Origin of the sequence: Flavobacterium sp. (assembly GCF_034111225.1) — a bacterium.
Taxonomy (GTDB): domain Bacteria; phylum Bacteroidota; class Bacteroidia; order Flavobacteriales; family Flavobacteriaceae; genus Flavobacterium.
Window position 1 is genome coordinate 16,156 of the sequence record NZ_JAWUXR010000007.1, and the last position, 13,492, is coordinate 29,647.

A 13,492-nucleotide genomic window follows, 5' to 3' on the forward strand; every position below is an offset into this window, starting at 1 on the left:
ATTATGGGAAAATTATTTCTTGTTCCAACACCAATTGGTAATCTTGAAGACATGACTTTTAGAGCGATTAGAGTTTTAAAAGAAGTCGATTTAATTTTAGCCGAAGACACACGTACTAGCGGAAAATTACTAAAACATTTTGAAATTGGGACACACATGCACAGTCACCACATGCACAACGAACATAAAACCGTTGAAAATTTGGTAAAACGCATGCAAGCTGGCGAAACAATTGCGTTAATTAGTGATGCTGGAACACCTGCAATTTCAGACCCTGGTTTTTTACTAACACGGGCTTGTGTAGAAAACGGAGTGGAAGTAGATTGTTTGCCAGGAGCAACGGCTTTTGTGCCGGCTTTAGTAAACAGCGGTTTGCCCAATGATAAATTCATTTTCGAAGGCTTTTTACCCGACAAAAAAGGAAGACAAACTCGTTTCTTGGCTTTATCCGAAGAAACAAGAACCATGATTTTTTACGTTTCACCACATAAATTAAACAAAACATTAGCCGAATATGTACAATACTTTGGTGCCGAAAGACCAGTTTCTGTTTCTCGTGAATTATCTAAATTACACGAAGAAACCGTTCGCGGAACTGCTGAAGAAGTATTGAAACATTTTGAAGCCAAACCTGCAAAAGGCGAAATTGTAATTTGTGTTGGTGGGAAGAGTTTGAAGTAGTTTTCCATGAAAAGATCTTCTAAAATTATATTTTTAATTACAATACTTTCTTTTGTTATAGGGGTTACAGTTGCATTTCGTGGATTCAAGGACGCAAATACTTTTTTTATAATATTAGGAATCTTTATTTTTTCTACTGGATTAGCTGGGATTGTGAAATTGTATAATGAGTAGTTGGTTTAGATAAAAATATTAAACTGTCGTTTGCTTTGATAGAAAAAAGAATTAGTTTTAATCAATTGAAATTAGATAGTAATTATATGATTTAAACTTTGCATTAGTTTTAAACTCTTCTGTTATATTTTTTATATCATTTATAATGCTAGTGCCTAATTTTGTAGAAAAAACAAAAAGCAATATTTTCTTATCTTCTAAATTAACTTGTTCGTTTTTTTGGTTGACATAATTGAAATTTAAAACTTTAGATGGAATTAATTTTTCTCCAGCTAAATCAGGATTGTTCTTTATTAAACTGGTAACTCTTGTATAACAAGATTTGTTTTCTTGAATAAAATTATTATCAACTTTTTGATCACCATTTACTACAATTCCATAAATGTAAGATGCTTTCTCTTCAATGATATAGTTTATAAAATCATTTTTTTGCAAACTATCTATAAATATTATATTTGAAGTTTCTAATTTATATTTTTCATTAATTTTTAATGTATAATCTACTTTTGTGCTATAATCAATGGATTTATTCACGCCATAGCTCAAGTTATAAATTGGCTTGCATGAAAAAGACATTACTCCTAAAAAAATGATTAGGAGTAATGAAATTATTTTATTTAACTGGGACATCAATTATTATTTCTTCATTAGTAAATGTTGAACGATAATTACCTTTTATTAGAGTAACATCGTCAAATGTTAATTCTTCATCGACATTAAAAATTTCGAAATCACTTTGTGTGTTTCCATCTTTATTGATTAACCCTATTGGGAAATGAAAACTAATCACCTCATTTTTTCTATCAACTATTGCAGCAACAACAGTTGTGCTATCTGTTAGATACGAGTACGTTTTTCCATAAGGGTTTATTACACAATTAACAGTCCAATCACCACCTTTTGTGCAAAACCAAAAACCACTTTCGCAATTATTTTTAGGTCTATGAAAATGGAATGAGTCAAATTCATAACTTATGACAGCAATCATACCGTCAGGACATGGTCCTCCACCCGCAGGAAGTTTATTAGTTATGTTATGGTTAGAGTTTTTTACGGCTTCTGTTTGATTAGAATCTGAGTCACAAGAAAAAAACAGAATTAGCATAGCTGCTAATAAACCAAGGAATATTTTTTTTGTTTTCATTTGATAAAATTTTAATTTTTTACATGTAATTAGTTGACCTAAAGTTATGTTAGGACTTGTTTTAGCTACATTACATCTTAATTGTACACATTAAAAACTAATTTTAAATTCGAAATTTTGACTAAAGAAAAATTTAACGCTATCGGTTTCAAATAACTTAAACCTTCTTAAAAGTCTTATCTTCATAAATTTTAGATCAAGTTTTAAGTTGCAATTTATCATAAGGTTTTATGTAACTTATAAATTTATTCCACAAACAAATATTTATAATTATTGTTTTGTATAATAAATCTCACGCAAACATATAAAAGTCTTAAAAATAATAAATACAGAAAAAATGTAAATTTTATTAAAGTTCCAATATTGAATATTGGAACTTTAATAAAATTTTAGCTCAGTGTTTTTATTGTTTAATTATGTCAAACACAGATAAATTAGTTAAACGGAATGTGTAAAATCTTATAATACTTATCAAATAACAATATAACTTTAGTTTTGTGTAACTTTGTAAGAGAGAAAAAAATCAGAAAAATGACAACACACAACGTAACTACAACTTGGAAAGGAAAAATGCAATTTGAGTCTACTAACCCAAGCGGCGAAACAGTTTTAATCAACGCTGGTGAAGAAAACGGAGGCGAAGGAGCTGGTTTACGACCAAAAGCAATGATGTTAGCCTCTTTAGCAGGTTGTTCAGGTTTAGATGTGGCTTCATTAATAGAAAAAATGAAGTTAGAAGTTGCCGATTTTAAAATTGAAACTGTAGCAAACCTAACAGAAGAACACCCAAAATACTACGATGCAGTTGCTTTAGAATTTCATTTTTCAGGAAGTAATCTAGAAGAGAAAAAATTACAACGCGCAGTTGATTTGTCTATAGAAAAATACTGTGGTGTTCTAGAAATGTTTAGAAAATTTGCAACTGTTGAGGTAAAGACGTTTTTTCATAAAGTATAAAGCGATTATTTAGAATGTCAAGAAAAAGTTTTATTCACTTTGTTCGTCATATTAACACGATAAAAATAATGTCTAGTTTGTCATTTCGACGAAAGGAGAAATCACATAAAGAAAAAGCTTAAATGATGAATGAATTCAATCCTCAATTAGGCTTTCATTCTTATTACGTTTACATCATTACCAATAAGTATAGGTCTACTTTTTATATTGGTATGACAAATAATTTGAAACAACGATTACAGCAGCACAAAGAAAATATTGAAATAGGGAATAAAACGTTTGCTTCAAAATATAATCTAGAGTTTTTGGTCTATTACGAAAAATTCGTTTGGGTTGAAGAAGCAATTGCCAGAGAAAAAGAATTGAAAAAATGGAGAAGGGAAAAGAAATTAGTATTAATAAAAAACTTTAATTCTGATTTTGAATTTTTAAATCATCATTTTTGATTATTAGTATGTGATTTCTCCCTTTGGTCGAAATGACAAAAAACGAAAAATAAATTATACATTTGTACTATATAAGCCATTCAAAACAATCTAAATTTTAATACTATGCGTTGGAATTTAAAATCAAAGCCAGAACAACAAAAAGTACAAGCCTTACAAAATGCACTTCAAGTCGATGAAATTATTGCGTCTTTACTCGTTCAAAGGGGAATAGAAACTTTCGAACAAGCTAAAACTTTTTTCCGTCCTACTTTAGAAGATTTACACGATCCATACTTAATGAAAGATATGGACAAAGCGGTAGAACGTATTGAAATTGCTGTTAAAAACAATGAAAACATCATGGTCTTTGGCGATTATGATGTCGATGGAACCACTGCAGTTTCTTTGGTTTCAAGTTATTTACGAACGTTTTATCCAAATGTTACAACATATATTCCAGATCGTTATGCAGAAGGCTATGGAGTTTCTTATAAAGGAATCGACTACGCAGAAGACAACGGAATTACTTTAATTATAGCTTTAGATTGCGGAATAAAATCCATCGACCATGTGAATTACGCTGCTGTTAAAGGAGTCGATTTTATCATTTGCGACCATCACAGACCTGGAGATAAATTACCAAATGCTGTTGCTGTTTTAGACCCAAAAAGAGAAGATTGTTCGTATCCTTATGATGAATTATGTGGTTGTGGAGTTGGGTTCAAACTAATTCAAGCTTTAGGGAAAAACCGAAACCATACAACCGAAGATTTAGTCCCTTATTTAGATTTGGTTGCCACTGCAATTGCAGCAGATATTGTTCCCATGACGGGCGAAAACCGTGTGCTTGCGAAAATGGGTTTAGAAGTCATAAATTCTTCTCCAAGACCAGGAATAAAAGCGTTAATTCAATCGATAAAAAAGAAAGAAATTACAATTACTGATGTCGTTTTTGTGGTTGCACCGCGAATCAATGCAGCTGGAAGAATTAAACATGGTGATTATGCGGTGCGTTTGTTAACCGAATTCAATTTGAGTCAAGCCGAAGAGTTTGCCAAAGAAATTGAAGATAATAATAACGAACGTAAAGGTTTAGATAAACAAATTACAAAAGAAGCTTTAACACACATTTTTGAATCTAATGAAGAAAACCGATTTACAACGGTAGTCTATCAAGAAGATTGGCATAAAGGTGTAATAGGAATTGTTGCTTCCCGATTGATTGAAACGTATTATAGACCAACGATTGTTTTTACCAAAAGTGGCGATAAATTAGCTGCTTCGGCACGTTCTGTAAAAGGTTTTGATGTGTACAATGCGTTGGAAGCATGTGCAGAACATTTAGAACAATTTGGCGGACACATGTATGCGGCAGGAATGACACTTTTGGAAGAAAATTATGAAAATTTTAAAAAGGCATTTGAAAAAATAGTTCAAGAAACCATTCATCCCGATTTGTTAATGGCTGAATTAGAATACGATGCTGAAATTCATTTAACAGAATTAAATGCAAAAATGATGCGTATTTTAAAACAGTTTGAACCATTCGGACCTCAAAACATGACGCCTTTATTTTTAGTTAAAGAATTAACTGATTCGGGTTATACAAAAAATTTGGGTTCAGATGATGAACACTTAAAAGCCTTTGTAAAGCAACAAAATTCAGAAAGTTTTGGTGCAATTGGCTTTAAAATTGGAGATAAATTACCAATTGTTAAAAATTTGCAAAAGTTTGATGCAATTGTTTCATTAGAGGAAAATGAATGGCGAGATGTTGTAACTTTGCAGCTTCAATTACGCGACATCAAATCTTCAAATGGCTAAAAAAGATCCTTACGCTGCATTACGATTTAAAGAATTTCGTTTTTTTCTTACCATGCGATTTGCGCTTGTTTTTGCTTGGTCAATGCAGTTTGTAATTATCGAATGGGAAGTATATAGCATCACCAAAAACCCTCTTTCTTTAGGAATTATTGGTTTAATGGAGATTATTCCGGCGGTTTCTATGGCTTTGTTTGCTGGGCATATTGTTGATCAAAATGAAAAAAGAGGCCTGCTTATGAAATGCCTTTTAGGTTTTTCAATTATCAGTTTAGGTCTTTTTTTAGTAACGGTACCAAGTGTTGTAGAGTCGTTAGAAACAAACACTATATTGTGGATTATTTATGCGTTGGTTTTTTGTGGTGGCTTAGTTAGAGCGTTTATTGGACCAACCGTTTTTTCACTTTTATCCTTAATTGTTCCAAAGAAAAATTATCCAAATGCTGCTACTTGGAGTAGTTCAACTTGGCAAATGGGCTCTATGTTTGGGCCTGCAATTGCTGGAGTTTCTATTGGAATAATTGGAGTGCATTGGTCAATGTGTTTGGTTTTTGCATGTACTTTATTTGCGTTATTTTGGTTAACCCAAATCTCTAAAAAACCTATTTTAAATCCGAAAATTGGAGAACCAATACTTGAAAGTTTAAAAGAAGGAGTGAAGTTTGTCTTCAATAATAAAACCATTTTAGGTGCAATATCTCTTGATATGTTTGCCGTTTTATTTGGGGGAGCGGTTGCTTTATTACCCATATTTGCTCAGGATATTTTAAAAGTAGGTTCTGAAGGTTTTGGAGTTCTTCGAGCTGCACCAGCTGTAGGTTCTATCGTAACCATGTTGGCTGCTGCTTATTTTTCTTTGAATAAAAATGCAGGTATAAAATTATTGACAGCGATATTTGTTTTTGGACTTTGTATTATTGTTTTTGGTATTTCCGAAATATTTTGGATTTCTGTATCAGCTTTGTTTTTAAGTGGTATTGCCGATGGTGTTTCAGTTGTGATTCGAAATACAATTCTTCAATTACACACGCCCGATAATATGCGCGGAAGAGTTTCTTCAGTTAACTCAATTTTTGTAGGTTCTTCAAATGAACTTGGTGCTTTTGAAAGTGGATTAACTGCTAAAATTATGGGTGTTGTGCCAGCAGTTGTTTTTGGCGGATGCATGACATTAGCTACTGTTTTTGGAACGGCTATAGTTTCTCCCTCGTTTAGAAAATTAGATTTAGAAAAAGAGGTGGAAGAATTAGAAAATGCGAATTAGTTTTTATATTCTTTTAATTCGAATGTTTCTCCATCAAAAACACCATAAGTAAAGTAACCAATCCAATCGCCTAAATTTACATACTTAGACTTTTCAGTTACATCAATAATCATTGGTAGATGACGGTGTCCAAAAACAAAATAATCATAATGTTTAGCTTCTAATTTTCGCTTCGCATATTGCACTAACCATTCATTTTCTTCACCAAGAAACTTCACGTCTTCATCACCTGAAATCAATTTGTTTTTTACCGATAAATATTGCGCTAATTTCACTCCAATATCCGGATGTATCCAACGAAATAACCATTTAGAAAAAGGATTTGTAAACACCTTTTTCATGCGTTTGTAGCCTTTGTCCCCAGGCCCTTTTCCATCTCCATGACCAATTAAAAATGTTTTACCATTAAAAGTAAATTCTTCGTTGTCATGATACACGGGAATATTTAATTCTTTTTGAAAGTAATCGTGCATCCATAAATCGTGATTTCCAACAAAAAAATAAATTGGAACTCCAGAGTCTCTAATTTCGGCTAATTTGCCTAAAACTCTTACAAATCCTTTTGGCACTACGGTTTTATATTCGAACCAAAAATCAAATAAATCTCCTAGTAAAAAAATTGCATCAGCATCTTTTTTTACATCATCAAGCCAAGCAACAAATTTTTGCTCTCTTGGAAAACTTTCTTCTGAAGTAGGTGCTCCAAAATGTTGATCGGAAGCAAAATATATTTTCAATTTTTTATTCAAAATCTAGGTGTATAATTAATATTGCAAATTTAGTGTTTTTTTATTTTGCTAATTAACACACTTTATCGATGATTTGTTACTTTTCATCGATTGATGTTTGTTTCACACATTTTATTGTTAAATTTGATAATTAATCAAACCACAATAAATAAATAATATATAATGAAAAAACTATTACTTTTTTTCATGTCATTATTCACTTTTTTTAGCTACGGTCAATTGACTGAAGGTTTTGAGGGTGCGACATTTCCACCAACGGGTTGGACTACTTTTGACAATGGAATTGGTCTAACAAGAAGTTGGGGAATAACTACAGCTACAGGATTGGGTTGGGTTTATGCAGGCGGTAAAGCTGCAATTGTTAATAAAGAAGATGTGCCTTCTGGAATAGCTGAAGACTGGATGGTTACTCCTTTAGTTACTATTCCTGCAAATGGACAACTTCGCTTCTTTGCTAGATCAATTGCAAATGGAGAACAAGGTAGTATTTATAAAGTAAAAATTTCAACTGCTTCACAGAATAACCCAGCGGATTTTACAACTACTATCGCTACTTATACTGAGTTGCAAATTATAAATGCGCCATTTGAACAAAAAATCATCCCTTTAACTGCTTATGTAGGTCAAAATATTTACATAGCTTTTGTTATGGAAAATGATAACGGTGATGCATGGATTATAGATAATGTTAATGTAGACCAACAATGTTTTGCACCTACAGCATTAACTGCTACACCTTTGGCAACATCTGCTACTTTAAACTGGACATATACGGGTCCTGCAACCCAGTTTGCTATTGAATATGGTCCAACAGGTTTTGTACAAGGAACAGGAACTATTGTTTCACCTGTAACAAGACCTTATAACTTAACAGGTCTTTCGCCATTAACAAATTATACTTATTATGTGAGGGCCTTATGTGGAACTGATAATTCAAGTCCTTGGTCAACAGCAATGAACTTTACAACAACTGCTTCACCGCCTGTTTGTGGTGGTAATTTTGTTGATTCTGGAGGAGTGTCTGGAAATTATTCGAATAATGAAAATATAACAACAACCATATGTCCTGTTACACCTGGAGATTTGGTTACGGTAACTTTTACTTCTTTTAATACTGAATCTGGGTGGGATTTTTTGAGGGTTTATGACGGTAATAGTATAGCGGCTCCTTTGTTAGGTACTTTTTCAGGAACAGCAATCCCTGGACCATTTACAGCAACTAGTGCAAATGGATGTTTAACTTTTAGATTTACATCTGACGGTTCAGTAACAAGGGCTGGGTGGACTTCAAACGTAACCTGTGCTCCGCCACCTACATGTCCAAGACCTTCTGCTGTTACTGTTACGGCTATTGGTCAAACTCAAGCATCTATAAATTGGACAGAGAATGGTCCGGCAACACAATGGCAGGTTTTGGTATTGCCAGCGAGTTCTCCTATTCCAACAGCTGCAACTCCTGGATGGAGAACAACATCGACGAGACCTTTTATATATACAGGATTAAACTCAGGTACTCAATATAAGGCTTATGTAAGATCTATTTGTAGTCTGGGTGTAGATGAAAGTACAGTTTCAGTTGGAACGGCATTTTCAACATTAATTGCTAATGATGAATGTATTAACGCAACTGTTACTCCTGTGAATGATGATACTTCATGCTTACAGACAGCAAGTGGAACATTAATTGGAGCAACTGCTTCAACTCCTGCAAGTACTTGTACTGGAACCGCTGATGATGATGTGTGGTTTCAATTTACAGCTACATCTACAACTCATTATATTTCATTAGTAAATGTAACAGGAAGTACTACAGATTTGTATCATGTTTTATATTCCGGAACTTGTGGAAGTTTAACGAGATTATATTGTAGTGATCCAAATGATAGTACTGCAAGCGGATTAATAATTGGACAAACTTATTTTGTTCGTGTTTATTCATGGACAAGTACTCCTGGACAAACAACAGTATTTAACTTATGTGTTGGTACTCCGGTTTCTTGTAGTGATGCGGATGCTTTCTGTGGAGATACGGGCTTAGTATATACCAATTCAACCGGAGCGCCAAGTTACGGTGCAATAGGTTGTTTAGGTACAACTCCAAACCCGTCTTGGTATTTTATGCAGATAGACCAAGCAGGTAGTTTGAATTTTCAAATTGCACAAACAAGTACTGCAACAGGTGCTGGGATTGATGTAGATTATATAATTTGGGGGCCATTTTCACCGGCTCAATTTCCGACAGCTTGTAATAATCTTTATGGCTATCCAGTTGGGAATACTTCTTTCCCAACTAATGTAGCTTCTTGTAGTTACTCAACTGCCGCAATAGAGAATTTTTCTATAGCAAATGCAAATCTTAATGATATTTATTTAGTATTAATTACAAACTTTAGTAATCAACCAGGGACAGTTACATTTACACAAACTGGAGGTACTGGATCTACAAACTGTTCAATTGTTTGTAGTAATAATATTGGTGCAGATCAAGTGTTTTGTAATACTGCTACCTATCAAATAAATTCTTCAAATACTACTGCTGATAATTATGCTTGGTATTTTAACAATGTTTTAATTAGTGGTGTTAATACGAGTTCAATAACTGTTTCTCAATCTGGAACATATAAATGTATTATTACTTGTGGTATTAATCAGGTTCAGGATGAAATAGTTTTAACTTTTAACCCATCTGTAACACCAACATTTAACCCAATAGCTGCTTTTTGTAGAAATACAACATCACCGGTTTTACCGAATACATCAACAAATGGAATTTCAGGAACTTGGTTTCCTGCTGTAGTTGATAATATGAATTCAGGTGTTTATACATTTACTCCAAATGTTGGAGTATGTGCAAGTCCGGTTAATGTATCTATTACAGTAACTCCAGAAACTGTGCCATCATTTGTGTCACCTGCGCCTATTTGTTCAGGCTCTACAGCACCTGTCTTATCAAATACTTCAAATAATGGTATTGCGGGTACTTGGTTTCCTGCAACAGTAAGTAATACGGCTTCAGGAACATATACATTTACTCCAAATGTAGGACAATGTGCATCTGTAACTACTTTAGATGTAGAAGTTATAGCAACTTGTACTTTTGGAACAATTGCTAGTGCAGTACTTATTGATAATTGTAACACTTCTGCAAGTGGAGAATTTTTTAATACTACTTCAGGTTCACAAACTATTGGAGCGGTTTCAAATGTGTTTCCAAATAGTAATTTGGGCACCTATGTTCAGGCTTCTGGGAACCTTATGTTTAATGGAGCTGAATTAAGAACATTTAAAACAGTGACAACTAATGTTTGTAGTGCAAGATTAAATTACAGAGTATATCCTGCTGCTACAGCTCCAGGGGTATTTACTATAGTAAACTTGCCTTTACTTGAAAGTTGTACAGCTGGGACTTATCCTACTGGTGGAGCTTCTTGTAATGATAGAGATCAAAGATGGCAATTTGTTTCTGCAGCTTTAGATTTAACTGCGAATACACCAGGAAATTACATTATAGAGGTTTATTATGATGTTACTGGTGATAATGATAGTACTTCACAATGTGATGACACAATAGTATTGGATAATGGAGGAGCATACTATTCAGCTTCTTTCAGTATACAATCATCACCTACTTTTACATTTACAAACCCTACAACTTGTAACGGTACAAATGGTACAATTACAGCATCAGGATTTGTAATGGGTAATGTTTATAGTGTTACTTATACAGATGATGCTGTTACTGTTGGTCCTACAAATTTCACTGCGAATGTTAATGGAGAAATTTTAATTACAGGATTAAATGCAGGGGTCTATTCTAATTTTAACTTTAGTATTAATGGATGTTCAATTTTAGACGGCATTGAAATTACTTTGGTTAACCCAATTTATAATCCAACATTTAATCAAATTGGTCCATTCTGTGTTGGAGATGCAATTACATTACCTTTAACTTCTATAGAAGGCTATTCAGGTTCGTGGTCTCCACCAGTTGATAACACACAAACAGTAACTTATACATTTACACCAGACTCTGGACAGTGTGCAACAGTATTTACAACATATACAGTTACAGTAAACCCTATACCTTCAGTAACTAATGTAACTTCAAACACTCCAATTTGTGTTGGTGAAGATGCAATATTTACAATTCAAGGAACACCAAATGCTAGTTTAGATTATACGATAAATGCAGTTGGAGGGACAACTATATTAGACGCTTCAGGTTCTGCAACAATTACTGTAACTAATCCTCCTGTAGGAAATGTTACATTGAATTTATCAAATATTGACAATGGAGCTTGTAATACTGCTTTAACAAATACATCTACAGTAGTAGTAAGAGCTTTACCAACTGTTACTAGTTTAACAGCAGTTAATTCTTCTATATGTTTAGGAAGCGATGCTGAATTTACAATTCAAGGAACGCCAAATGCAACTGTTACTTATCAAGTAGGTTCAGGTGGTAATGAAACGGTTCTTTTAAATACTTCTGGACAAAGCGGAATTATTACAGTTACTAATCCTACTGCTGATGTTGTTATATTATTAACCAATATAAATGACGGAACTTGTAATAATACATTAAGTAACACAATTACAATTACTGTAAATTCTGTTCCTACACCTACAATAGATATTACTTCATTACCAACTTGTGCAGATCAAACAGCTACTTTTGAAGTACTATCTCCATTAAATATGCAATTGAATACAGCAGGAAATTTATTTATTTCTGAAGTAACAGATGCAGATCCAGGAGCACTTACTTATGTAGAAATATATAATGGAACTGGAGCTACTGTTGATTTAAGTAATTATAAATTAAAGGTTTTTACCGTTTTTGGTAGTTCAACACCAACTTGTGACTTAACTCTTTCAGGAAATTTATTAAATAATGATGTTGTTGTTATTAAATTAAGTTCTAGTGCTGGCGCAGGAGGTGTAGTAGCAGACTTGACTTACGCAACTTGTGGAGGTGTTAATAATAATGATCAAATTTCATTAGCTACTAGTGCCGATGTTATTATAGATACTTGGGGAATTAATGGGACTGTATTTACACCGGGTGTAGGTTATACTTATAGAAGGTTAACTACCGCTACACCACTTCCGAGTACTACTTGGAATGCTGCAGACTGGACAGTACTGGATCCTGAAGATTATACAGACGTTGGTTTTTATACTTTATATGTTACAAACTACGAGTATATTTTAAGTAACGGGACAACTACAACAACTCAAACAAGTGTTGATTTTACAGGAGTTATTCCTGGAACATATACATTAGTTGTTCATGATTTAATTACGGACTGTTATTCTCAACCTTATACGTTTACAATTGATCCATTTATATATGCAAATCCAGTTACAACGTTTACGTATGTTTCTCCTGTATGTATTTCTGACTCAATTAATCCTATGCCAGACACCTCAATTGCGGGATTTAGCACAGGAGGAACATTTACAGGAAATAATTCTAATATTGTTATTGATTCTTCAACAGGCGAAGTAGATTTGTATTTAAGCTTCCCTGGCACTTATACTATTACATATACATTTGCTCAAGATGCAACAAACTGTATAAATAGTGGTTCTAGCCAGTTTGTATTAGTTATTAATGCATTAGAAACTCCAACGTTTAACAATGTTGAGGTATGTGTTAATTCAGATTTCCAATTACCAGTCCAATCAATAGAAGGATACGACGGAACTTGGTCGCCATCAATTGCAGATGTATCTGTTACCGGTACAACCACTTATTATTTTACTCCTAATAATTCATCTTGTAGCCAAGTTGGAGAATTAGTTGTGGTTGTTGAGACTTGTGTCATTCCAAAAGGTGTTTCTCCAAATGGAGACGGTTTAAATGATAACTGGGATTTATCAACATTTGATGTCAAAAAAGTTCAAATTTTTAATAGATACGGTAAAGAAGTTTATTCTAAATCTAACTATACAAATGAATGGGTTGGTAAGTCTAATAATGGTAATGAATTACCAGATGGGACATATTACTATGTTATTGAATTTAATGACATGGCACCTAGAACAGGTTGGGTTTATATAAATAGAGAGCAATAAAATAAAACTTTGAACTACTCTTATTTTTATGAGTAGTTCAAATAATTAATTAAATTAAAAATGAACAAACTATATTTAGTTTCGATATTATTGTTAGGCTTTATTACAGAAGGCTTTTCACAACAAGACCCTCATTACACACAGTATATGTATAATATGAGTGTTATGAATCCTGCTTATGCGGGTAGTAAGG

At 33.1% G+C, this 13,492-nt stretch carries 10 protein-coding genes; 7 read left to right on the forward strand and 3 right to left on the reverse strand.

The window, feature by feature from the left end; all coding sequences use genetic code 11:
* The first annotated feature begins 3 nt into the window (after positions 1-3).
* Positions 4-681, forward strand: a complete 678-nt coding sequence (gene rsmI, locus UXY25_RS03810; RefSeq protein ID WP_320814674.1) for a 16S rRNA (cytidine(1402)-2'-O)-methyltransferase — start codon at positions 4-6, stop codon at positions 679-681.
* Positions 682-912: 231 nt separating this feature from the next.
* Here the strand turns inward: rsmI and UXY25_RS03815 are convergent, their stop codons facing one another.
* Together UXY25_RS03815 and UXY25_RS03820 are read right to left on the reverse strand one after the other, a co-directional pair.
* Positions 913-1,389 carry a hypothetical protein gene (locus tag UXY25_RS03815; protein ID WP_320814675.1) on the reverse strand — a complete coding sequence of 159 codons (477 nt, stop codon included), beginning with the start codon at positions 1,387-1,389 and terminating at the stop codon, positions 913-915.
* A 79-nt stretch (positions 1,390-1,468) separates the two neighbouring features.
* Positions 1,469-1,999 (reverse strand): hypothetical protein, encoded by a 531-nt coding sequence (locus tag UXY25_RS03820; RefSeq protein ID WP_320814676.1) that lies wholly within the window; start codon positions 1,997-1,999, stop codon positions 1,469-1,471.
* A 531-nt stretch (positions 2,000-2,530) separates the two neighbouring features.
* Here UXY25_RS03820 and UXY25_RS03825 point away from each other — a divergent pair.
* The 4 genes from UXY25_RS03825 to UXY25_RS03840 all read left to right on the forward strand — a co-directional run bounded on the left by UXY25_RS03825 (position 2,531) and on the right by UXY25_RS03840 (position 6,469).
* On the forward strand, positions 2,531-2,956 hold the full coding sequence (locus tag UXY25_RS03825; protein WP_320814677.1) for an OsmC family protein: 426 nt from the start codon (positions 2,531-2,533) through the stop codon (positions 2,954-2,956).
* A 122-nt stretch (positions 2,957-3,078) separates the two neighbouring features.
* Positions 3,079-3,402 (forward strand): GIY-YIG nuclease family protein, encoded by a 324-nt coding sequence (locus tag UXY25_RS03830; RefSeq protein ID WP_414601363.1) that lies wholly within the window; start codon positions 3,079-3,081, stop codon positions 3,400-3,402.
* A 105-nt stretch (positions 3,403-3,507) separates the two neighbouring features.
* A complete protein-coding gene (recJ, locus tag UXY25_RS03835) occupies positions 3,508-5,208 on the forward strand; it encodes a single-stranded-DNA-specific exonuclease RecJ (RefSeq protein WP_320814678.1) in 1,701 nt (566 codons plus the stop codon).
* Positions 5,201-6,469, forward strand: a complete 1,269-nt coding sequence (locus UXY25_RS03840) for an MFS transporter (RefSeq protein ID WP_320814679.1) — start codon at positions 5,201-5,203, stop codon at positions 6,467-6,469. The genes recJ and UXY25_RS03840 overlap by 8 nt, the downstream gene beginning before the upstream one ends.
* Here the strand turns inward: UXY25_RS03840 and UXY25_RS03845 are convergent.
* A complete protein-coding gene (locus UXY25_RS03845; RefSeq protein WP_414601364.1) occupies positions 6,466-7,206 on the reverse strand; it encodes a UDP-2,3-diacylglucosamine diphosphatase in 741 nt (246 codons plus the stop codon). The genes UXY25_RS03840 and UXY25_RS03845 overlap by 4 nt on opposite strands.
* A gap of 174 nt (positions 7,207-7,380) precedes the next feature.
* Here UXY25_RS03845 and UXY25_RS03850 point away from each other — a divergent pair, with 174 nt between their 5' ends.
* Together UXY25_RS03850 and UXY25_RS03855 are read left to right on the forward strand one after the other, a co-directional pair.
* On the forward strand, positions 7,381-13,299 hold the full coding sequence (locus tag UXY25_RS03850) for a gliding motility-associated C-terminal domain-containing protein (RefSeq protein ID WP_320814681.1): 5,919 nt from the start codon (positions 7,381-7,383) through the stop codon (positions 13,297-13,299).
* 60 nt (positions 13,300-13,359) lie between these two features.
* The coding region (locus UXY25_RS03855) for a type IX secretion system membrane protein PorP/SprF (protein ID WP_320814684.1) at positions 13,360-13,492 on the forward strand (133 nt) is incomplete at its 3' end.